This window comes from Streptomyces rapamycinicus NRRL 5491 (genome assembly GCF_024298965.1).
Lineage (GTDB): Bacteria > Actinomycetota > Actinomycetes > Streptomycetales > Streptomycetaceae > Streptomyces > Streptomyces rapamycinicus.
The window spans coordinates 1,338,646-1,361,523 of record NZ_CP085193.1 but is presented as its reverse complement, the minus strand read 5'-3'; the positions used below and the strand labels follow the sequence as shown (position 1 = coordinate 1,361,523).

14 protein-coding genes and 1 pseudogene are annotated in these 22,878 nt (G+C 71.3%); 2 read left to right on the top strand and 13 right to left on the bottom strand.

Translation table 11 applies throughout. From position 1 onward, the window contains the following. Positions 1 to 23 precede the first annotated feature (23 nt). The 6 genes from LIV37_RS05790 to LIV37_RS05765 form a co-directional block, all read right to left on the bottom strand. Positions 24 to 854 carry an ABC transporter ATP-binding protein gene (locus tag LIV37_RS05790; protein WP_020866160.1) on the bottom strand — a complete coding sequence of 277 codons (831 nt, stop codon included), beginning with the start codon at positions 852 to 854 and terminating at the stop codon, positions 24 to 26. Next, complete coding sequence (locus LIV37_RS05785; protein WP_020866159.1) at positions 851 to 1,882, bottom strand: ABC transporter ATP-binding protein; 1,032 nt, start codon at positions 1,880 to 1,882, stop codon at positions 851 to 853. The genes LIV37_RS05790 and LIV37_RS05785 overlap by 4 nt, the downstream gene beginning before the upstream one ends. Further along, entirely contained in the window at positions 1,882 to 2,745 is an 864-nt protein-coding gene (locus LIV37_RS05780; protein ID WP_121825775.1) for an ABC transporter permease, read from the bottom strand. Before LIV37_RS05780 ends, LIV37_RS05785 begins: the two co-directional genes overlap by 1 nt. Continuing rightward, complete coding sequence (locus LIV37_RS05775; RefSeq protein WP_020866157.1) at positions 2,742 to 3,710, bottom strand: ABC transporter permease; 969 nt, start codon at positions 3,708 to 3,710, stop codon at positions 2,742 to 2,744. The genes LIV37_RS05780 and LIV37_RS05775 overlap by 4 nt, the downstream gene beginning before the upstream one ends. Continuing rightward, positions 3,707 to 5,338: an ABC transporter substrate-binding protein gene (locus tag LIV37_RS05770; protein WP_020866156.1), complete on the bottom strand. Its 1,632-nt coding sequence runs from the start codon at positions 5,336 to 5,338 to the stop codon at positions 3,707 to 3,709. The genes LIV37_RS05775 and LIV37_RS05770 overlap by 4 nt, the downstream gene beginning before the upstream one ends. 88 nt (positions 5,339 to 5,426) lie before the next feature. Then, positions 5,427 to 7,103 carry an amidohydrolase gene (locus tag LIV37_RS05765; RefSeq protein ID WP_020866155.1) on the bottom strand — a complete coding sequence of 559 codons (1,677 nt, stop codon included), beginning with the start codon at positions 7,101 to 7,103 and terminating at the stop codon, positions 5,427 to 5,429. 126 nt (positions 7,104 to 7,229) lie between these two features. On the opposite strand from LIV37_RS05765, the gene LIV37_RS05760 reads away from it, so the two are divergent. Continuing rightward, positions 7,230 to 7,925: a TetR/AcrR family transcriptional regulator gene (locus tag LIV37_RS05760; RefSeq protein ID WP_020866154.1), complete on the top strand. Its 696-nt coding sequence runs from the start codon at positions 7,230 to 7,232 to the stop codon at positions 7,923 to 7,925. A 27-nt stretch (positions 7,926 to 7,952) separates the two neighbouring features. On the opposite strand, the gene LIV37_RS05755 is transcribed toward LIV37_RS05760, so the two are convergent. Then, entirely contained in the window at positions 7,953 to 8,822 is an 870-nt protein-coding gene (locus LIV37_RS05755; RefSeq protein WP_121825777.1) for an alpha/beta fold hydrolase, read from the bottom strand. A 172-nt stretch (positions 8,823 to 8,994) separates the two neighbouring features. On the opposite strand from LIV37_RS05755, the gene LIV37_RS05750 reads away from it, so the two are divergent. Continuing rightward, positions 8,995 to 10,254, top strand: coding sequence for a cytochrome P450 (locus LIV37_RS05750; protein WP_020866152.1), 1,260 nt, complete (start codon positions 8,995 to 8,997; stop codon positions 10,252 to 10,254). Positions 10,255 to 10,335: 81 nt separating this feature from the next. Here LIV37_RS05750 and LIV37_RS05745 read toward each other — a convergent pair whose 3' ends face one another. The 6 genes and pseudogenes from LIV37_RS05745 to LIV37_RS05720 all read right to left on the bottom strand — a co-directional run bounded on the left by LIV37_RS05745 (position 10,336) and on the right by LIV37_RS05720 (position 22,870). Next, positions 10,336 to 10,746, bottom strand: coding sequence for an acyl carrier protein (locus tag LIV37_RS05745; RefSeq protein ID WP_020866151.1), 411 nt, complete (start codon positions 10,744 to 10,746; stop codon positions 10,336 to 10,338). A gap of 287 nt (positions 10,747 to 11,033) precedes the next feature. Further along, positions 11,034 to 14,639: pseudogene (locus LIV37_RS05740) on the bottom strand (type I polyketide synthase); the annotation flags it as partial. Further along, on the bottom strand, positions 14,636 to 16,066 hold the full coding sequence (locus tag LIV37_RS05735) for an NAD(P)/FAD-dependent oxidoreductase (protein ID WP_020866150.1): 1,431 nt from the start codon (positions 16,064 to 16,066) through the stop codon (positions 14,636 to 14,638). The pseudogene LIV37_RS05740 and the gene LIV37_RS05735, both read right to left, overlap by 4 nt. A 26-nt stretch (positions 16,067 to 16,092) precedes the next feature. Then, positions 16,093 to 16,575, bottom strand: coding sequence for a nuclear transport factor 2 family protein (locus LIV37_RS05730; protein WP_020866149.1), 483 nt, complete (start codon positions 16,573 to 16,575; stop codon positions 16,093 to 16,095). A gap of 35 nt (positions 16,576 to 16,610) precedes the next feature. Further along, complete coding sequence (locus LIV37_RS05725) at positions 16,611 to 17,048, bottom strand: nuclear transport factor 2 family protein (protein WP_020866148.1); 438 nt, start codon at positions 17,046 to 17,048, stop codon at positions 16,611 to 16,613. Then, positions 17,045 to 22,870: a type I polyketide synthase gene (locus LIV37_RS05720; RefSeq protein WP_121825779.1), complete on the bottom strand. Its 5,826-nt coding sequence runs from the start codon at positions 22,868 to 22,870 to the stop codon at positions 17,045 to 17,047. The genes LIV37_RS05725 and LIV37_RS05720 overlap by 4 nt, the downstream gene beginning before the upstream one ends. Positions 22,871 to 22,878 lie beyond the last annotated feature (8 nt).

Below are 22,878 nucleotides of genomic sequence, written 5' to 3'. Positions count from 1 at the left end.
CCGGGCCCGCGACCACCGGTGCGTCAACCGCTGTGCTCCCGGCGTCGGCTGCTGATCGAGTCGGGGTCCCAGCCCGGTCGGGGAACGGACGCCAGCAGGAGCTGTGTGTAGGGGTGTCCGGGGTCGGCGAGGAGGTCCGCGACGGGGCGGTGTTCCATCGTGCGGCCCCGGTACAGAACCAGCGCCTCGTCGCACACGTATCGCACGACGGCCAGGTCGTGGCTGACGAAGACCAGGCCGATGCCGGTGCCGCGGCGGATGTCCCAGAGGAGGTTGAGCACCTGGGCCTGTACGGATACGTCGAGGGCCGACACCGCCTCGTCGAGTACGAGCACGGCGGGTTCGACGGCCAACGCCCGTGCGATCGCGGCGCGTTGGCGCTGCCCGCCGGAGAGCTTGCGGGGGAGCGCGGCCGCCTCGCGCTCGCCGAGGCCGACCTGGGCGAGCAGCTCCCTGGTGCGGATGGCCCGGTCCGCCCGGTCCGTCAGGCCGTGCAGGCGCAGCACCCCGTCGAGGGTCGCGCCGATGCTGATGCGCGCGTCCAGCGAGAGGTACGGGCCCTGGAAGACGATCTGGACCGCCTTGGCTCGGGCGAGGCGGGCCGCCTTGCCGCGTACGGTCGCGGTCAGCGGCTCGCCCTGGACCAGGATCCGTCCCGCGTCGGGGCGTTCGAGGCCGATCAGCATCCGGGCCGTGGTCGTCTTGCCGGAGCCCGACTCTCCTACGATGCCGAGCGCGCCGCCGGCCCGTACGGAGAACGACAGGTCGTCCACCGCGACGACCTCCGCCTTTCCCGTCCGGTAGGTCTTGCGCAGACCGCTCACTTGGAGCAGCGTGTCCGTCTCGCTGGTCAACCGTCCTCCAGCTGGGGTGAGTTGGGAGCGGTCACCGTCGTGGCGAGCGCGTCGGGTACGACGGTGAGGTCGTCGGCGCGGTGGCAGGCGACCAGGCCCGTGCCGTGCCGCTCCAGGGGCGGTGGTGACTGGTCGCAGACGCCGGGCCGGGCGAAGCGGCAGCGGGCCGCGAAAGAGCAGCCGGGGGCGGAGTCGAGCAGGCCCATCGGGGCCCCGGGGATCGGGGTCAGCCGGGCGGGCGGGCCGTTCGGCGCCGACAGGGGAGGGGACGAGCCGAGCAGGCCCGCGGTGTAGGGGTGGCGAGGCGCGGCGAAGAGTTCGGCGGTGGGCGCCGTCTCCACGATCCGCCCGGCGTACATCACATACACGCGGTCGCAGGCGGCGGCCGCGAGTTCGATGTCGTGGGTGATGAGGAGCAGGCCCAGGTCGCGTTCGCGTTGCAGCCGTCCCAGGATGGCCATGATCTCGGCCTGGGTGCTGACGTCGAGGGCGGTGGTCGGTTCGTCGCACAGCAGCAGCCGGGGTTCGGTGGTGAGCGCTCCGGCGATCATGACGCGCTGGAGCATGCCGCCGGAGAGCTCGTGCGGATACTGCCTCAGGTGCCGGGCGGGGTCCGGGAGGCCGACCGCGGCGAGCAGTTCGGCGGCCCGGGTGTTGGCTCGGTCCTTGGCCCAGCCGTGGCTGACGCGCAGCGATTCGGTGAGGAAGTCCCCGATGCGGCGCACCGGGTTGATGCCCGCCCGGGGGTCCTGGAAGATCATCGACGCCCTGGCCGTACGGATGGTCCGCAGGCCGGTGGCGTCGGCACTCACCAGGTCCGTTCCATCGACCCGGACCTGGCCCGCGACGTCGGCCCCGGCCGGGAACAGGCCGAGGGCGGCGCGGGCGGTGACCGACTTCCCGGAGCCGGATTCACCGACCAGGGCGACGACCTCACCGGCGGCCACGGTCAGATCGATGCCGTCGAGGACCGGGCGGGCCATACCGGGCAGGGTGATGCCCAGGGTCTCGTACTCGAGCAGTGCCATCAGGAATCCCTCCCCGCGAGCCGGTCGCCGAAGTTCTCTCCGACCACGTTGAAGGCCACGACGACCAGTACGACCGCGACCGCGGGCACGATCGACGACAGCGGCTGCCCCTGCAGCACCGCGGCCTGACTCTGGTTGATCATCGCGCCCCAGTCGGGTGTCGGCGGCTGAACGCCGAGGCCCAGGAAGGACAGGGCGGCGAGGTCGAGCAGTGCGTAGCCGAAGTTGACGGTCGACTGGGCGAGCACGGTCGGGCCGATGTTCGGCAGCAGCCGGCGGACCGCGACGAACATCCCGGAGTGCCCTTGCACACGGTAGGCGGCGATATAGGGCCTGGCCTGCTCCTGCAAGGCGAGGCCGCGGACCAGCCGGGCGGTGTACGGCATGTACGCGAGGGACATGGCGATCACCGGTGCCGTCATCCCCTTGCCGAAGACCGCCACCGCGAGGATCGCGACGAGCAGCGCGGGGAAGGCGAACAGGACGTCGATCAGCCGCCCGACCACGGTGTCGGCCCAGCCGCCCCGCCAGGCCGTGAACAACCCGACGGCGATGCCCGTGACGGTGGAGAACAGCACCACCGCGAGCGGCCCGACCAGGCTCGTACGACTCCCTTCGACGAGGGCCGAGAACGTGTCGTGCCCACCCTGGTCCGTGCCCAGCCAATGCTCGCCGCTCGGGCCCACGAGCCCCGAGCCGAGATCGCCGTACGTCGGATCCTGCGGCGCGAGCCACGGCGCGAACACCGAGACCAGGACGAACAGGACCAGAAAAAGCAGGCACAGGTTCTGCAGCCTCCCGCCGCCCAAGGACCGCAGCCGGGCGACCGGACCGCGCATCACACCTGGGATCTGTACGCTCATCGTGCGCTCCCCGCTGCCGCCACCCGCGGATCGATCAGCGGATGTGCCACGTCCACCAGGGCGTTGACCACGACGAACGCGGCCACCACGAGCAGCACGATCGCCTGCACCACCTGGAAGTCCATCTGGTTGACCGACTGCACGAGCAGCGATCCCACGCCCGACATCCCGAACGCGGTCTCCACGATCGAGGTGCTCACCAGCATTCCCGAGATCAGCAGCGCGGAGACGGTGACGATCGGCCCGAGCGCGTTGCGCAGCACATGACACCGGATCACGGTCCACCGCGGTGTGCCACGGCTCACCGAGACCTCGACGTGCTCACGGCCCAGCTCCTCCAGCATCGCCGAGCGGGTCACCCGGGTCACCAGCGCCATGAACGTCACCGACAGGGCCACCGCCGGAAGCACGACATGGTGCAGTCGGTCGAGTACACCGGTGCCGTTGCCGATGGTCGGGAACCAGCCGAGCCGCACCCCCAACTGCGACCTCAGCAGCACCGCGACGACGAACGCGGGGGCGGCGGCCCCCACCGTCACCAGAAGCATCAGCACGGAGTCGGTCCGCGTACCGCGGCGCAGCGCGCCGACCATGCCCGCCGCGATGCCGATTACCGCGATCAGCAGTGCCGACACCCCGACCAACAGCAGCGTGGCCGGCAGGCGCGACCAGATGACCGAGCTGACGTCCTGGTGGAAGATGTAGGACCGGCCGAAGTCGCCGTGCAGCACCTGGTCCAGCCAGTGCCCGTACCGGACCAGGAACGGCTGGTCGAACCCGTACTGGCGCCGGATCTCGGCGAGTTCCTGCGGGCTCGCGCTGCGGCCGCGCACCAGGAAGCTCGCCGGGTCCCCGGGCGCCAGGTACAGCGAGGAGAACACCAGGAACGAGGTGACCAGGAGGGTCGTGGCCATCCCGGCCAGTCTGCGCAGACCACCGAGCGCCCGAGTCGCCGTACGCTTCATCGCTTGGCCCCGATCTCGGCTGCCCACGGGTAGTAGAGGTAGGCGATCGACGGCCGGACGCCGGTGATCCGGTTGCCGAGGAAGACGCTCACGGGCTGCGTGTGCAGGGGCAGCCAGGGCAGTTCCCGCAGGGCGATCCGCTGCGCCCTCGCGTTGGCCTCCGCGTGCGCGGCCGGTTCGTAGGTGCCGATGGCCTGCTCGACGGCCTTGTCGAAGTCCTTGTTCGACCAGCCCCCGTAGTTGGTGGAAGCGCCGGTCTCCAGGGAGGTGTACATGTCCAGCGGGTCGGTGATCGACGTGTACCAGAAGGTGAGGAAGAGGTCGATGCCCTTGCGCGCGGCGGGGTCGGTGAAGAGCGTCGAGTACTTCTCCGGCGGGAGCGTGTCGATCTTGGGGTCGAGCCCGATGTCCTTGGCCGCCTGGGCGACAGCCTGTGTGGTGATCGTCGACTGCGAGTCGAGCGGGCTGGTCGCGATGGTGATCCGCTGGCCCCGCACTCCGGCCTGCTTCGCGAGCTTCTCGGCCTTGGCCGGGTCGTACGGATAGCGCGGCAGGTCCTCGAGGAGGGCCTTGCGGGTGGCGGCGGGCGCGCTGTTCCACACGTTGTCGGTGACCAGCGAGCCGGCGACCTCACCGACTCCGCCGGCGCCCGCCTTGACGATGCCCTCGCGGTCGATGGCCATGAGCAGGGCCCTGCGCACCCGGGTGTCGCCCAGCGGGCCCTTGAGATCGCCGACCACCTCGTCGGCGACCGTGGTGTTGCGGCCGAAGTAGAGCTTTCCCGCCTGGGAGGAGCGGAGTTGGGCGTAGGAATCGGTGGGGACCATCCAGCCGCCGTCCACCTCACCGCTCTGGAAGGCGCTGACGCGGGTCGTCGCATCGCTCAGGAACACGAACTTGACCCGGCCCGCCTTCGCCTCGAGCTTGGGATTCCAGTAGCCGTCGAACTTCTTGAGCACGAGCGACTGGCCCGGGTTCCAGGACCCGAACGAGAACGGCCCGGTGCAGTTCACGCCGCCCTTGGGGCTGCCGTAGTCCTTGCCCTGCTCGGCGAGGGTGGTGGCGGACTCGACGGTGCCGGGGCCGGCCGCCATCTCCTGGTTGAAGGTCGAGTCCGGCTTCTTCAGCCTGACGGTGACTTCCAGCGCACCGGACTGGTCGATCGACTTCACATTGCGGAACGAGTTGGCCCAGGCGCTGCCCACGGCGGGGTCGAGGTGGCGGCGCAGCGAGGCGACGACGTCGTGCGCGGTGAGCACCGTCCCGTCGTGGAAACGCACATGGGGGCGGATCTTGTAGACCCAGGTGGTGGGGGTCGGATTGCGGTACGAGGACGCGAGGTTCGGCGACGTCGTCAGATCCGGGTTCCAGCGCAGCAGGCTCTCGCAGACGTTGGAGAGGATCTGGTTGGGCGGGTAGTCGAAGGCGTAGGCGTAGTCGATCGAGGTGGGCTCGGCGTAGATCGACCAGCTGAAGGAGTCAAGGGCTCCTGCGGCGGCGGGAGTCCGGTCCGTGAGTTGGTACGCGGCACTCGTGCTGCCGCCCTTGTCCGAGTGCGCGGTGCCGCTGCACGCACCGGTGGTGAACACCGCGGCCACGGTGAGGAAGGTCCCCGCGGTGCGCCGCAATGGTCGTGTCCGTCGTCTCGTTCCTGCGCTCCCTATGGGCATCGGCTGGCTCCGTCCGGGGTGGGCTCGGTGAGGTGGAGGGGATACGTCAGTCGGTCGCGGCGAAGACGAGCCGACCGTCGATATAGGTCCGGCGCACCCGGGCGTCGGCGATCTCCCGGGAGGGGCCCGCGAACGGGTCGCGGTCGAGTACCACGAGATCCGCGTACTTGCCCTCCTCGACCGTGCCGGTCACGTCGTCGAGGTGGTTCACCCAGGCGCTGCCCGCGGTGTACGCGGTGAGCGCCTCGGCCAGGGACAGGGCCTGCTCGGGGTGGAACGGCGGGTACGGCGCGCCGGGGGTCTCCTCCGGCGGTACCGTGCGGTTGACCGCGACATGGATGCCCCACAGCGGGTTGGGGCTGCTCACCGACCAGTCGCTGCCCGCGACCAGGCGGGCCCCGGCGCGCCGCAGATCCCCGAACGGGTACTGCAGGGCGGCCCGTTCGGGTCCCAGGAACGGGATCGTCAACTCGTCCATCTGGGGTTCGTGCGCTGCCCACAGCGCCTGGATGTTCGCGGCCACGTTCAGGCTCGCGAAGCGTCCGATGTCATCGGGGTGCACGACCTGGAGGTGGGCCATGTGGTGCCGGTTGTCATTGACGCCATTGGCGGCGCGGGCCGCGGCGAGCGCGTCGAGGGCCTCACGGACGGCGCGGTCGCCGAGCGCGTGGAAGTGCACTTGGAAGCCGGAGCGGTCGAGCGCGCACACCGCCTCGACGAGCAGGGCGGGGTCGACGAAACTGAGCCCGGAGTTGGCGGTGGGGCAGCCACAGCCGTCGAGGTAGGGCTCCAGCATTCCCGCGGTGAAGTTCTCCGCCACGCCGTCCTGCATGATCTTCACGCTGGTGGCGTCGAAGCGCCCCACCCGTCCGGTGCGGCGACGCTCCGCCAGCTCGGGGAGTTGTTCCAGCCCGCGTTCGCGGTCCCACCACAGGGCGCCCACGACGCGGGCGAGCAGCGAGCCTTCACGGGCCGCGCGCAGATAGACGTCGAAGTTGTCGGGGTTGCCGGGGAAAGCGCCGATCATGGCGTCCTGCCAGCCGGTCACTCCCAGCGAGAAGAGGTACTCCTGCGCGGCGAGCAGACCGGCGTACGCCTCGTCCGGTGTCGCGATCGGCATATGGCGGGCCACCAGTTCCACGGCGCCCTCGTGCAGGGTGCCCGCCGGGGTCCCGTCCGGCTCCCGCTCGATCCGGCCGTCCGCCGGGTCGGGGGTGTGCCGGTCGACCCCCGCGAGGCCGAGTGCGCGGGTGTTGGCCCAGGCGCCGTGGCCGTCGCGGTTGGTGAGCAGGACGGGCCGGTCCGGCACCACCGCGTCGAGCATGCCGCGCGTCGGCGTACCCCCGGGGAAGCTGTCCATGGACCAGCCGCCGCCGCGGATCCAGGCCGCGTCCGGATGGTCCCCGGCGTACTGGCCCACCACCGCGAGACAGCCCTCGGCGGTGCTCCGCCCACCCAGGTCGCAGCCGAGCATCAAGGCTCCGCCCACCACGGGATGGACGTGGGCGTCCTGGAACCCGGGGACGAGCAGTCCGCCCTCCAGGTCGACGACTTCCGTGGCGGCGCCGGCGAGCGACCACACCGCGCTCGCGTCGGCGACGGCAAGGATCCGGCCTCCCCCCACGGCGACGGCGGCGTCCACCGGGGTGGGCCTTGTTCCGGCTCCGGTGAAGACCCGGCCACCGACGAAAACGGTGTCGGCCTGTTGGCTGCGGTGTGCCATCGAAGCAACCTCCGGCTCGGCGGGCTGACCCGCTGGCTTGTCGTTGTGGAGGAGTGAACGGCAGCGCAACGTTGTTGTCAACGATATTGCGCTGATCGTTTCCTGGATCGATACACTGGCCGCACCATGCCGAAGTCACCCGCCAACACGGCCCGGAGCAAGCGCGCAGGCAGTCAGCTGACGCCCGACGCGATCATCGACGCGAGCCTGCGCATCGCGGCTCGCGGCAGCGAGGACGCCTTCACCGTCCGGCGCCTGGGCGAGGAGCTCGGTGCCGACCCGACCGCGATCTACCGGCACTTTCGCGACAAGGACGAGCTGCTGCTGTCCGTCGCGGACCGCACGCTCGGCGAGGTGCTCGACAGCATCCCCGAGGGCCTCGACTGGAAGGGGCGCATCCGGGCGCTCGCCGACGGCTCGCTGGCGGTCGCCCTCAAATACCCGGTGGTGGGCTCGGCCATGGCAAGCCGGACCACCCGGCGGCCCAACGAGTTCCGGGTCGTCGAACTCATCCTCGGCGCCGTCATGGAGGCCGGACTCGAAGGCGCCGAGGCGGCCCTCCACTACCGTATGGTCGCCGACTCACTCCTCGCCTATGTCGGTCAGCAGGCCGCCTATTTCCTGTTCGACGCCGAGGTCCGCGCGGCCGACGAGTCCGCCTGGACCCGCGAGTACCGGCTGGTCGACCCGCGGGCACTCCCGAACATCACCCGGCTGAGCGCCGAACTCGCCGAGGTGACGGACGAGCAGATCTTCGAGGCCACGGTCGGGGCGCTGATCTCGGCGATCGAGAAGCGGGCCCAGACCCTGCGGGGGGTCTAGCCGCCGGTGGCGGGGGTGCCGTGCCGGTCAGCCATGCGTTGCCGACCGGCCGGAGGCTTCGCGGGCCAGGCCGAGCAGATCGGCGGCCACCCGCCGGGGGTGCTGGGCGTGCAGATCGTGCTCGGAGTCGAGATATTCGCGCATCGTCGCATGGCGCAGATCGGCCGTCGTCTCCCTGATGCGGGAGCGGATGCGGTCCGCCCACTTCGCGTCCGCGCCCTTGGGGATGGCGGGCATCAGCAGAGTGGGCACGCCGATCGCCGCGTACCACGGCCGCGGCGGCTCGTTCCAGATGCTGTGCAGGATCGACATGTGCTGCTCGGTGGACATGCGCCGGGACAGCGACCCGTCCGGGTTCTCCCGCATCGTGGCCACCGCGGCCTCGATCGCCGCCGGTGACCAGTCCGGGTGGATGGCACGGAAGTAGTCGCTCACACTCCGGACGGTGGCGCCCTCCAAGGACGCCGGCCGCAGCGCCCCGACGAACGCGTCCCAGGAGGAGAACGCCTTGGCCGGCTCCAGCCAGCCGCCGTCCACCAGGGCCAGCGCGGCGACCAGGCCGGGGTGCTCGGCGGTCAGCCGCACCGAGATATTGCCGCCCCAGGAGTGACCGGCCACCACCACCCGGTCCAACCCGAGGGCGGCGGACGCCGCCACCAGATCCGCGACCGCGGTCGGGATGTCGTATCCGGTCTCCGGGGCGTCGGAGTCCCCGTGGCCGCGCAGATCCACCGCGTACACCGCATGGCCCGCGGCGGCCAGATGGTCGGCGACCTCGTCCCACAGCCGGGCGCTCGACGCCATGCCATGGACCAGGAGAAAGGGAAGCGACGCCGTTCCCGGCCGGTGCCGGAAATGCAATTTCACATCGTCGGTTACGGGGACGGAAAGATCCATGGCGGAATTCTAGCCGGACCGCCCAATCCGATTCGACCGCTGGGGATGTGAGGTCTGTGTGAATTAGCGGCGCTTTAGCGGGGGGCGAGATGCTGGATGGCCGGGCGATTCATACTCTCATGCCGACCCACCTCCCTTGCCGACCGTAGACTCCGAACCGAAGTGAGGCGCCGTGTATCCCCCGGAATCCAGGTTCGCCCATATCGACAACATCGACCTCACCGACTTGTCCTTCTGGGCACAGCCCTACGGCGACCGCGATGCCGCCTTCGCGGCGCTGCGCCGACGGCCGGCGCCCGTTCTCTTCCGCGAGCCGGTCATGCCCGGGTTCGGGCAGGGGTCCGGCTATTACGCGATGGTCCGGCACGCCGATATCGCCGAGGTGAGCCGACGCCCGCAGGACTTCGGCTCCGTGCCCACCGCGATCAGCATCATCGATCTGCCGGAGGAGTTCAACAACTTCTTCGGATCGATGATCAATATGGACAATCCGCAGCACGCCCGGATGCGCCGGCTGGTCTCCCGCGCGTTCGGCCGGGGAATGGCTGCCGAGTTCGAGGTGGCCTCCCACAAGGCGGCCCGGAAGATTGTCGACGACCTCATCGCGGAAGGGCCGGGAGACTTCGTCCGGAAGGTCGCGGCGATCATGCCGATCGCGGTGCTCAGCGGCATGATGGGGATTCCCGACGACGACTACGAGTTCATTTACGACCGGTCCAATATCATCGTCGGCACCTTCGACCCCGAATATGTTCCCCGGGCCGATCAGGCCACCGCCGCCCTGCTGAAGACCTCCCATGAACTCGCCGACTACATCGCACGGCTCGCCGCCGACCGCACCCGTAACCCCACGGGGGACCTGATCACCCGGCTGGTGCAGGCGCAGATCGACGGTGAGCGGCTCAGCCCCGAAGAGCTCTCGTCCTTCTTCATCCTGCTCGTCGTCGCCGGAATGGAGACGACCCGCAACGCCATCTCGCGCGGTCTGGTGCTGCTCAGCGACCACCCGGAGCAGCGGAAGCTGCTGCTCTCCGACTTCGAGGTCTACGCGCCGGGCGCGGTCGAGGAGATCCTGCGGGTCGCGACCCCCATCAACTGGATGCGGCGCACCGTCCGGCGCGACTGCGAGGTGAACGGCCACCGCTTCGAGGAGGGCGACAAACTGCTGCTCTTCTACTGGTCGGCCAACCGGGACGAGGACGTCTTCCCCGACCCCTACGAGTTCGACATCACCCGGGACCCCAATCCGCATATGACCTTCGGGTCGGTCGGACCACACTTCTGCCTGGGTGCCCATCTCGCCCGGATGGAGGTCACGGTGCTCTTCCGCGAGCTGTTCAGCCGGCTGCCGGAGATCCGCACGGTGGGGAGGCCCCGGCGGCTGGTGGCCAGCTTCGTCGAGGCCATCAAGCATGTGGAGTGCGCCTTCTGACGCACTCGCCCCGCAGCACCGAAAACGCCGCGCGGGAGGGGCTGATCCCCTCCCGCGCGGCGTTGTGCGCCGCGGGCCGGACTAGGCCGTGGCGCCGTCACCGGAGTTCACCGCGGCGTACGCCTCGGCCAGGTAGTGGCCGAGCTGGACGGGGGTGGGGTACTCCAGGATGGCGACGAGGGGGATCTCCACGTCGGTGAGCGTCATCAGATTGCGGGTGAGTTCGAGCGCGGTCAGCGAAGTGAGCCCGTTCTCCAGGAAGTTGCTCTCGTCGTCCACCACGGTGGGTGCCAGGATGCCGGCCAGCTGCGTCCGTACGGTCTCCCGCATGATGTCCTCGCGCTCCTCGGCCGTGGCGATGGCGAGCGCCTGGTGCAGCGCCGCCCCGTCGAGTGCGGTCTCACTCTTCTCCGTCTGCATCGCGGATCCGTCTCCTTGAGCTTCGGTGGCGTCGCCGGGGGTGTGGTTGTTGACTTTGGTGTGTGCGTTCATGGGTACTCCCGCCTGGTTGGACCGGTCGGCGTCGGTCACCGACCGCGGTGCGTATGCGGCGTGCTCGAAGGGCCGGAGACGTCATCGAAGAGCCGATGTGTTCCCAGCTCGGAGGCGTGTGCGCGCATCCAGGCCCAGTCGATGTCCGCGATGACCACGGACGCCGCGTCCGCCATGACCGCCTGCCGCAGCAGGGCGGCGGCCGAGCGCTGGGGCAGCGCGGGCAGCCCGTTGGCGCGCAGTTGCTTGGCGGCGCCGACGGCCGTGTCGGGGTCGTCGACCGAACCCCAGCACACCGAGGTCGCCGGAACGCCCCGCGCCCGGCACTCCTGGGCGAGCGCGTCCAGATAGGCGTGCGCCGGCGCCTGGTTGCCCAGACCCGGGCTGGGCAGGACGCCCACGACCGAGCACCCGAGCACCACAGCCGACAGCTCATGGTCGCTGCCGAGGGCGCAGAGGTTCACCGCGCCCGCCACCGTGGCCGCCCACTCGCGCTCGATCCGCGCCACCTCCAGCTGCCCCGCCTCCGGGGCCAGGGGCGCCGCGAGATACAGGACGGCCGTCAGCGGGAACTCCGCGGGAATGCCCGCCACGGCCGTGGTCAGCGCCGCCGGGTCCGCCACATCGACGGTGGCCACGGACGTCCGTACGCCGGTGGCGCCGAGCTCGGCCACCAGATCGGCGGCCGGTGGCGCGGTGTCGATGAGCAGCAGGTGTTCGGCGCCGTCCCCGGCCGCCCAGCGGGCGGTGTGGGCGCCCAGGGCGGTGGCGGCACCCGTGATGAGGACCGTTCCCCGGAGCGGTCGGGCGGGGGTGGTGAGGGCCGTGGGGACATCGCGCACCAGACGCCGGGCGAAGCAGCTGTCGCCTCGTACGGCCACCTCCACCTCGCCGTACGCCCCGGACAGCACGCCCGCGAGCCGCCGCCCCGCGCGGTCGTCGAACCTGTCCGGCAGGTCGACCAGCCCGCCCCACCAGCGCGGACGCTCCATCGCCAGCGCGCCGCCCAGGCCCCGGAATCCGGCCTGCTCCGGACGGGACATCGGATCGCCCACGTCGACACTGACGCCACCGCGGGTGACCAGCCACACCGGAGCCTCGACCCCGGCCCGCCGCAGCGTCTCGAACAACTCGACGGTCGGGGCGAGCGCCGGGCTCCGCCCGTCGTCGCCCGGTGGCGCGCCTTCCAGCGCCAGCAGGGAGAGCACCCCCGCGACCGGCCGCCCGGCGAGGGACGGCGCGGTGTTCGGAGCGAACATGACGGTCTCCGCGCCATGGTCGCGCAGCGCGGTGGTCACGGCGGCCACCGTGGCGTCGTCCCCGCCGTCGCCTGACGCCACCACCAGCCAGATGCCGGTCAGCCGTGGTGCCGGCGGGTCGGGGAGGGGCTTCCAGGCGATGCGGTAGCGCCACTCCCGCTGCCGCCGCCAAGTGGCCAGGGCGGGCAGGATCTCCGCCAGCACCTCCCGCCGGTCGGCGGGGACCTCGAGCGCCCGGGTCAGGGCCACCGCGTCCGTACGTTCCACGGCATCCCAGAACTCGGCGTCCGCCCAGGTCTCCACCGTGGGCACGGCGTCCGACGGCGCCTCGTTCTCCAGCCAGAAGCGCTGTCGCTGAAAGGCGTAGGTGGGCAGTGGGACGGTACGCGGAGCGGGGGCGCCGTCGAACAGGGCCGCCCAGTCCACGGTGGCGCCCATGGTGTGCGTACGGGCCAGGCCGCACATCAGCGCCCGCACCTCGGCCCCCTCGCCACGGAAGGGCGCCAGCACCAGCGCCGCCGGGGCGGAAGGCAGCATCGCCCCGGGCCCCAGTTCCCACACCGCACCGGCCCCGTCGAGCGAGGGCATGGGCGGCCGCTCGTACTCCACCGGGCCCGGATCGGCGCCGGCGGCAACCAGCCGGCAGGCGGCGGCGAGGTCCAGAGCAGCGGTGATGTGCGCCGCGGCGATCTCACCGACCCCACAGCCCACCACCGCGTCCGGCCGTACCCCCACCGAGGCCAGCAGCCGGGCCAGCGCGATGTAGAGGGCGAACAGCCCGGCCCGGGAGGACGTGTCGTGCTCCCCCTTCGTCCCGAGCAGCTCACCGACCTCGTCGAAGGCCGTGGCGAAGACGGGGAACCGGTCGTACAGCTCGCGGCCCGTCCCCGGCGGATGACCGCCCTCCCCACCGAAGGCGAACACCGTCCCGCCCGCCGAGGCCGCCGCGCCGGTACGGGCCACTTCGGGTCCCACCACCGAGGGGTGCGGCTCACCGGCCGCCAGCGCGGCCAGCCCCGCCCTCAGCTCGTCCGGCCCCCGGCCGACCACGACCGCCCGGTGGTCGAACACCGAACGCGTGGTCGCCAGCGACCAACCGACGTCTGTGGGGGACAGCCCGGGAGCGGCCACATGTGCGGCCAGCGCACGGGCCTGGCCGCGCAGCGCCGCGGTCCCCCGCGCGGACAGCACCCACGGCACCACCCCCGGGTCGCGGGCACCATCCTCGTCGGCGGATCCCTCCACCGATTCGGTGAACTCCTCCAGAATCACATGGGCGTTGGTGCCGCTGGCGCTGAACGAGGACACACCGGCCCGACGCGGCCGGTCCACCCGCGGCCAGTCCATCCGCTCGGTCAGCAGCCGCACCGCGCCCTTGCGCCAGTGCACCAGCCGGGTCGGCCGGTCGATGTGGAGCGAACGTGGCAGCACGCCCCGGCGCATCGCCATCACCATCTTGATCACACCGGCCATTCCGGCGGCGGCCTGCGTATGACCGATGTTCGACTTGATGGATCCCAGCAGCAGCGGCCGGTCGTCCGGACGGTCCTGTCCGTACGTGGCGAGCAGCGCCTGGAGCTCGATGGTGTCCCCGAACGCGGTACCCGTGCCATGCGCCTCCACCGCGTCCACGTCACCCGTGGACAGCAGGGCGTTCGCCAGGGCGTCGCGGATCAGCTGCTGCTGGGCGGGGCCGTTGGGCGCGGCCATGCCCGTACTGGCACCGTCCTGGTTGATGGCCGAGCCGCGGATCACGGACAGCACCGGATGGCCGTTGCGCCGTGCGTCCGACAGCCGCTCCAGCAGCAGCAGACCGGCGCCCTCCCCGTACACCATGCCGTCGGCGGCGTCCGCGAACGACCGGCACCGGACATCGGGCGACAACTGGCGCTGACTGGAGGCCACTTGGAACACGCTCGCGGTGTACATGATGGCGGCGCCACCGGCCAGCGCCAGCGTGCACTCGCGCCGCCTCAGCGCCCCGGCCGCCAGATGCATCGCCACCAGCGACGACGAACACGCGGTGTCCAGACTGACCGCCGCGCCCTGCAGACCGAGCGTGAACGCCACCCGGCCCGAGGACACACTGCCCGCGTTGCCGTTGCCCACATGGCCCAGCAGACCCTCGGGGATCTCGTCCAGACGCGAGGCGTAGTCGTGGTACATCACCCCCGTGTAGACACTGGTCCGGCTGCCCCGCAGGGTGTGCGGATCGATGCCCGCGCTTTCCGTCGCCTCCCACGCCAGCTCCAGCAGCATCCGCTGCTGCGGTTCGATGGCCGCCGCCTCCCGGGCGCCGATGTCGAAGAACTCCGCGTCGAAGTCGGCCGCGTCATAGATGAAACCGCCGGCCCGTACGTACGAGGTGCCGTGGTTCTCCGGATCGGGGTGGTAGAGGTTCTCCAGGTCCCAGCCCCGGTCGGTGGGGAAGCTGGAGACGGCGTCCCGCCCGTCGGCCACCAGGTCCCACAGCTGGGCCGGGGTGCGCACACCGCCGGGGAAGCGGCAGGCCATGCCCACGATGGCGATTGGCTCCTCCAGCTCCTCCTGGATCTCCCGCAGCCGCTGCCGGGTCTCATGGAGCTCGGACGTGGTCCACTTGAGATAGTCGACGAGCTTTTCCTCGTTGCTCATGAGCCGCCCGCACCCACTGCGCTGCGCGGGCTCAGATCCACCAGCGCGAGCTCATCGGCGGTCAGCGGCGGCTCGGTGAGCTCCGGGAGGACCCGGTCCTTCTGCATCAGCGACAGAAAGCCGTTGGACGCCAGCTCGGACTGCGGGGCGGTGAGGCTGATGACGTCGGTCACCACATCACACACCGCCGAGGAGCGAATCGACCGGTCGGCGATCAGATCGGAGAAGCGCTGCCGCGCCACGGACCCGCCCGTCAGCCGTGGGTCCGTCGTGTTCATCCGGCAGTTGACGTACTCCACGTCCTTGGACGCGGCCATGATCCACGGGTCGTCCACGGTGGCGCTGATCGCCTGCTGGGCCCGGTGCGTCGTTCCTCCGGCGATCCCGGACCGCTGGAGCTCGGTGTCCAGTGCGGCGGCCGCGCGAGCCGCCGAGCTCATGCCATGGCCGTAGATCGGGTTGAACGCGGCCAGCGCGTCCCCGAGCACCAGCAGCCCCTCCGGCCAGATGTCAAGACGCTCCGGATACAGCCGCCGGTTGGCGCCGACCCGCGAGACGGCCACCGGGGTCAGTGGCTTCGCGAGCGCGATGAGATCGGCGACCAGCGGATGGCGCAGCGTCCGCGCGTAGGGCAGGAACTCGTCGTCGCGGGTGGGCAGTCCGGCGCCCCGGGTGCACGACAGGGTCACCATCCAGGTGTCGTCCTCCTGCGGATACACCACCCCGAACCGGCCCGGCTCGCGCAGCCGGTGGTCGGCGGCCACGTTGACGGCGGGGAACCCGGCCGCGGCGCCCGGCGGGCCCTGGTACACGCGGGTGGCGTAGGCGATGCCCGCGTCGACGATGTCCTCCTCCAGCGGCGGCACCTCCAGCGCCGACAGCCAGTGCCGGAGCCGGGAACCGCGCCCGGAGGCGTCGACCACCAGATCGGCCTCCAGGGTTTCGCCCGCCCCGGAGCCCACGTCGCGCACCCGGACCCCGGTGACCCGTTTGGCCTCGCCGGCCAGATCGAGGATCTCGGTGCGCTGGCGCACGGTGATCCGCCCGGTGGCGAGTACGCGGTCGCGTACCTTCCAGTCCAGGAACGGACGGGTGCACATCAGGGCGTACTGCCGGGCCGGGAAGCGGTGCTGCCAGCCGTGGGACGTCAAGGTCACCAGGTCCTGGTGGAAGCCGATCCGGCGGGCGCCCGCGTCGAGCAGTTGGTCGAGCATGCCCGGCAGCAGCGTGTCCACGATGCGCGCACCGCTGGACCACAGCACATGGACATGGCGCCCCTGCGGCGATCCCTTGCGGTGCCGGGGGCCGTCCGGCAGCACATCGCGCTCCACGACGGTGACACGCTCCAGATGGCGGGCAAGCACATGGGCGGCCAGCATTCCCGCCCAGCCTCCGCCCAGAACGATTCCGTGTGTGGGTTCGGTCATGATTTTCGCTCTCCTCCCTTCACCGCTTACGGCTTTCCCGTCGGGCTGGGACTGGGGCTGCCCTTGGCCTGGACCATCTTGGCGAGGTTCTGGGTGACCGCCATGAAATGCGCAACGCCGGTGAGTTCGGGGCCATCGCCCACTTTCGTATCCGTGATGCCCCAGAAAGCCTGGGCGTGATGGACCAGACCGTCATCCCCGAGTTCGATCACGCCGATGATGCTGAAGGTGAGCTTGGCCGGCGCGTACACCGTGACCGTGGTCGGCACCGCCACCCTGCGGCCGTCCATGGAAGTGACCGGACGGCCCGGGGTCTCGTGCACCTGGCACTCGATGGACCAGGCGATGTGTTCGCGAAGCGCGTCCTTTCCGATGAGCGGGGGCGCGCCGACCGGGTCCTCGAAGACGATGTCGTCCGAGAACAGCTCCAATACGGCCTCCACATCACCCTCGTTCATGCGCCGCGCGTATTCCAGAGCCATCCTCTTGAGGGTCGCCTCATCGGCCATGAACGCCTCCTGTGCGGTGCCGGGGTCGTGGGGGATCAGCCGGCGATACCAATGTCCGACCTCCCCCAGAACATCTGCAGTTCCTGAATGAGGCCACCGGCCCCCGCGCGCATCATCAGGACGTAGTCCCAGGTGATGCGGGAGTTCTCCGGGGCGTCCGGGGTCGTCAGCCAGCCGCGCTCGGCGAATCCGGGGCCTTTGGGCAGATAGTCCATGGTGGCCGTCACCGGCACCAGGACATGTACCCCGTCCTGCCCCGCGACCGGCTCACCGGGAATCTCGGTGATACCCGCCGCGGCGAGCTCCTCGAAATGCGCACGAAGGGCGTCCCGCCCGGTCCTGCGCCCCGATCCGACCGGATCCTCGAACGTGACCTCGTCCGCGTAGAGTTCGAGAAGCCCGTCGATGTCCGCGGCGTTCATCCGGCGGCTGTGCTCGAGAATGAGCTTCTTCCGGCTTCGCTCATCAATCACCGTGTGCCCCCATGTGCATGCTCTCCGTCGCTTTCGCTTCGGCCCAGGTCCTGGTCGATGAACTGGAAGATCTCGTCGGCCGTGGCGTCCTGAATACGGCCGACCGCTTCGCCTTCCTCCGTCCCGCCGCCGTGCAGGGCCCCCAGTTTCGACAGCGTGGACTGAAGGCGCTTCAACAGCGCCTCATGCGCCGTCTCGTCCCGGGCCACGGAAAGCAGCGCGCTTTCCAGCCTGTCGATTTCACCCAGCATGGGGGCGAGCGGATCCACCTCCCCGGGCGCCAATTCCGCATGCAGATGGTCGGCGAGCGCGGCCGGATTCGGGTGGTCGAAAATGAGGGTGGTGGCCAGCCGCAGCCCGGTCACGGCCGTCAGCCTGTTGCGCAGTTCGATCGCGGTGAGCGAGTCGAAGCCGAGCTCCAGGAAGCCGCGTTCGGTCTGGATCCGCCCCGGGTCGGAGTGGCCCAGCGCCGCCGCGGCATGGGTGAGGACCAGATTGAGCAGCGTACGGCGCTGCTCCTCCACCGGCAGCGCGGCCAGATGACCGGCCCAGTCGGTGTGCGGCCGGGCCGTGGCCGCGGTGCGCCGGGCCGTACCGCCACCGGTGAGCGCCCGCAGGGGAGCGGGCAGGGTGAGCGTCGGCCGGCCCGCCAGGGCCCGTACGTCCAGGTCGATGGCGATCAGATGGTGGTGGCCGTGGCGCACGGCGGCGTCCAGCAGCCCCAGCGCCCGCTCGCTGGACATCGCCCCGATGCCCGACCGGCTCATCCTGGCCCGGTCCGTCTCCCCCAGGTGCCCGGTCATCCCGCTGGCGTCCGCCCACAGGCCCCACGCCACCGAAAGCCCCGGCAGGCCGAGGGCGCGGCGCCGGGCGGCCAGGACGTCGCAATAGGCGTTCGCCGCTGCGTAGTTGGACTGCCCGGAGGCGCCCAGCGTGCCCGCCGTGGAGGAGAACATCACAAACAGGGACAGCGGCAGCCCCGCGGTCGCGGCGTGCAGATGGGCCGCGGCCGTGGCCTTCGGACGCCACACCCGCGCCAGCCGCTCCGGGGTCTGGGTGGTGAGGACGGCGTCGTCCAGCACCCCGGCCGCGTGGACCACACCGGTCAGCGGATGTGCGGGATCGACCCCGGCCACCAGATCGGCCACCGCGTCCGGGTCGGTGACATCGGCTGCGGCGATGTGTACCCGCGCCCCCAACTCGGCGAGTCGGTAGGTGAGTTCATCTGCGCCGGCGGCCTCCGGACCGCTCCGGCTCACCAGCAGCAGATGCCTGACGCCCCATGTGCGCACCAGGTGTTCGGCGACCAGAGCGCCCAGGGTGCCGGTGCCACCCGTGATCAGCACGGTGCCGTCGGTGTCGAGCCCGGCGGTCTCCTCCGCGTCCTGGCCATCGATGGCCGGGCCGGTCGCGGCCGTCGCGCGCACCATCCGGGGCACCAGCACCCGTCCGCCCCGCACCGCCACCTGGGGCTCATGCGCCTCGATCGCGCGCACCACGGCCTGCACGAGGCTCTCGTGGTCCGTGTGGCTCTCGTGGTCCGTGTGGACCTCGCGGTCCGTGTGGCCCTCGTGGCTCTCAGCGAGGTCGAGCAGTACAAACCGGCCTGGGTTCTCCGACTGGGCGCTGCGGATCAGCCCCCATGCCCCGGCACCGCACGGATCCAGTGCGGTGTCATCGGTGTCCTTGTCGGGACGGGCCGCTGCCACCGCGCCCCGCGTGACGACCACCAGCCGCGTGTCGGCCAGCGCCGGGCGCCGCAGCCAGGACTGCACCAGCCCCAGCAGCTCCTCGGTCGCCTCCAGTCCGTCCCCGTGGCCGTTCTCGGCGGCGTACGGATGGGCCAGGACGACGGCAGGCGCGGGCTCGCCCGCGTCGACGGCCGCGATCAGCGCCTCCAGGTCCGGATGGCCCACCACGGCATCGCTCGTGCCCGCCCGGACCGGCTCCGCCAGCCCCAGCCGGTCCTCGCCCAGCACCACCCAACCGCCGTCGCCGACCACCGAGGTGGGGGACGGCGCGGTGGCCGGAGCGGGCAGGGGCGTCCAGTCCAGGGTGAACAGCCCGTCCACGGGGCGGGCGGCCGTGCGCAACCGGTCCGTCGCCGCTGGACGTGTCACCAACGAGTCGACGGTCAGCACCGGCGTGCCCACCGTGTCCGCCACGGTCAGCCGCAACGACTGCCGCTCCTCGTCCCGCGACAGCCGGACCCGTACCGTGGCCGCCTCGGTGGCCCACAGTGACACGCCGTTCCAGGCGAACGGCAACCACACCTGGCCGTCCTCCTCCTGGCCCTCGGGCCGGTCCATCAGCAGCGACGGATGCAGCGCCGCGTCCAGCAACACCGGATGGATGCCGAATCCGTCCCGCCCTCCCGCGGCATCGGGCAGCGCCACCTCGGCGAGGACATCCCCGCCCTGACGCCACGCGGCCGTCAGGCCCTGGTAGGCCGGGCCATAGCCGTACCCCGCCGCCATCACCTGCTCGTAGAAGGCGCCGACGTCCAGCGGTTCCGCGCCCGGCGGCGGCCATGCCCCGCCCAGACCCTCCACCGGTGCGGGTGCGTCGGCGGCGGGCGCGAGCACGCCCACCGCATGACACACCCACCCCCTGTCCGGGCCGGAATCGAGGGCGGGGGCGTGGTCGACGCCGTTGGAGCCGTCGGGTCGGTCGGGCCGGTCGGCGCGGTCGGGACGCGAGTACATCCGCACCTCACGCCGCCCGTCCTCGGCCGCGGCACCCACCACCACCTGCACCCGCAGCCCACCGGACTCGGGCAGCGCCAGCGGCACCTGCAGCGCCAGCTCCTCCACCCCGCCGCAGCCGACGTCGTCTGCCGCTCGCAGCGCCCACTCCACCAACATCGCGCCCGGCGCCAGCACCGTACCCGCCACCACATGCTCGGCGAGCCATGGATGGGACCGCGTGGAGATCCGGCCGGTGAGCACGTGAGTGGTGCCGTCGGCGAGTTCCACGGCGGCGCCGAGCAGTGGATGCCCGGCGGCCGTCAGCCCCAGATCGGCCGGATCGCCACCCGGCCCGCCCTCTCCGTCCAGCCAGTACCGCTCACGCTGGAAGGCGTAGGTGGGCAGGTCGATGACACGGGGCGCGGGGTCGGTTGGGAACCAGCGGGTCCAGTCGACCGTGACTCCGGCGGTGAACGCCTGCGCCACCGACCGCGCCAGCTGGGCCGCGCCACCGTGGTCGCGTCGCAGGGTCGGGATGGTGACCGCGTCGACCCCCGCCTCCTCGATGGTCTCCTGCATGCCGATGGTGAGGACGGGGTGGGTGCTGGCTTCGATGAACACGCGGTGGCCGTCGTCGAGGAGTGCTCGTACGGCGTCGGCGAAGCGCACTCGTTCGCGGAGGTTCTTGACCCAGTACGCGGTGTCGAGTCCGCTGGTGTCCATGCGGGTGCCGGTGACGGTGGAGTAGAACGCCACCTGGCCCGGCACCGGCTTGACCCCGGCGAGTAGTTCGTTCAACTCATGGGCGATTTCGTCTACTTGGACGCTGTGGGAGGCGTAGTCGACGTCGATGAGCCGGGCGCGGCGGCCTGCTTGTTGGCAGGCGGTGACCGCGTGGGCGACCTGGTCCGGGGGCCCTGAGACCACCACGGAACCGGGTCCGTTGACGGCGGCCACGCCCACCCCCGCGGCACCTTTACCGAGTTCGGTGAGGAACTCCTCTGCCTGGTTTTGGCTGAGGGTGAGGGAGGCCATGGTGCCGTGGCCGGTGAGGTGGCGGAGGGCGTGGGCGCGGAGGGCGACGATGCGGGCGCCTTCGTCGAGGGAGAGGGCTCCGGCGACGCAGGCGGCGGCGATTTCGCCTTGGCTGTGGCCGACGACGGCGGCGGGGGTGACGCCGTGGTGGTCCCATACGGCGGCCAGGGAGACCATGATGGCCCACAGGAGGGGCTGGACGACGTCGACGCGGGCGAGGTCGGCGGTGTTGATTCCGCCGCGGAGGGCTTCGGTGAGGGACCAGTTGATGTGGGGGGTGAGGGCTTGTTCGCATTCGGCCACGCGGGTGGCGAAGACGGGTGAGGCGTCCAGGAGTCCGGCGCCCATGCCGAGCCATTGGGAGCCCTGGCCGGGGAAGACCAGGACTGGGCCCATACCGAGGCTGGTGGTGGTGCTCGGTTCGATGATGGTGGGGTGGGTGTTGCCGGTGGCCAGGGCGTTGAGTCCGGTCAGGAGTTCGTCGCGGTGTTGGCCGACGATGACGGCGCGGTGGTCGAAGACGGACCGGGTGGTGATGAGTGACCAGCCGACGTCCTCCGCTGACGCCTCCGGGTCGGTGGCCACCCGTTCGGCCAGTGCCCGGGCCTGGCCGCGCAACGCCTCGGCGCCACGCCCGGACACCACCCACGGCACCACACCACCCGCCGAAATCCCGCCCCCCGAGGTGTCCGATGCGGTGGCGACCTCGGCCGGTTCGGGGGCCTGCTCCAGGATCAGATGGGCGTTCGTACCGCTGATGCCGAACGACGACACACCCACACGGCGTGGCCGTCCGTTCGCCGCCCACTCGACGGGTTCGGTCAGCAGCCGCACCTCGCCCGCGCCCCAGTCCACATGCGGTGTCGGCTCGTCGATGTGCAGGGAGACGGGGAGCACCTCATGCCGCAGGGCCTGCACCATCTTGATGACGCTCGCCACCCCGGCGGCGGCCTGGGTGTGCCCGATGTTGGACTTGATGGAGCCCAGCCACAGCGGCCGGTCCTCCGGCCTGCCCTGTCCGTAGGTGGCCAGCAGCGCCTGCGCCTCGATCGGATCGCCCAGCGTGGTGCCCGTACCGTGCGCCTCCACCGCGTCCACCTCGGACGGCGCCAGCCCCGCGTTGGCCAGGGCCTGCCGGATCACCCGCTGCTGCGAGGGCCCGTTCGGCGCCGTCAGACCATTCGACGCACCGTCCTGGTTGACCGCCGAGCCCCGGATCACGGCCAGCACCCGGTGCCCGTCGCGCCGCGCGTCCGACAGCCGCTCCAGCAACACCAGGCCGACGCCCTCGGAGAAGCCCGTGCCATCGGCCGCCGCGGCGAACGCCTTGCACCGCCCGTCCGGGGACAGCGCGCGCTGACGCGAGAACTCGGTGAACCCACCGGGCGTGGCCATCACCGTCACCCCGCCCGCGAGGGCCAGCGAGCACTCGTCCTGCCGCAGCGCCTGCACCGCCAGATGCATGGCCACCAGCGACGACGAGCAGGCCGTGTCCACCGTGACCGCGGGCCCCTCCAGGCCGAACGAGTACGACACCCGGCCCGAGACCACGCTGCCGAGGTTTCCGGTGGCCACATAGCCCGCCGAGTCGCTCGTCGTCTGCCCGATGAGCGACAGATAGTGGTACGAGTCCACCCCGGCGAACACCCCGGTGGCGCTGCCGCTCAGCGCCTCCCGCGTGAGCCCCGCGCGTTCGAACGCCTCCCACGCCGTCTCCAGCAGCAGCCGCTGCTGCGGATCCATCGCCGCGGCCTCACGCGGGCTGATCCCGAAGAACTCGGCGTCGAAGTCGGCCACCTCGCGGAGGAATCCGCCCTCGCGGGCGCTGCTGGTGCCGGCGTGCTCCGGATCCGGGTCGTAGAGGCTCTCCAGGTCCCAGCCTCGGTCCTCGGGAAACGAGGAGATGACGTCCACGCCCTCGTCCACCACCCGCCACAGGTCCTCGGGGGTCGCCACATCGCCGGGGAAGTGGCAGGCCATCCCGACGATGGCGATGGGCTCCCGGGCGCGGTCCTCGACCTCGCGCAACTGCCGCCTGGCCAGACGCAGATCGGCGGTCGCCCGCTTGAGATAGCTGCGGAGCTTCTCGTCATCCGTCATATCGCATC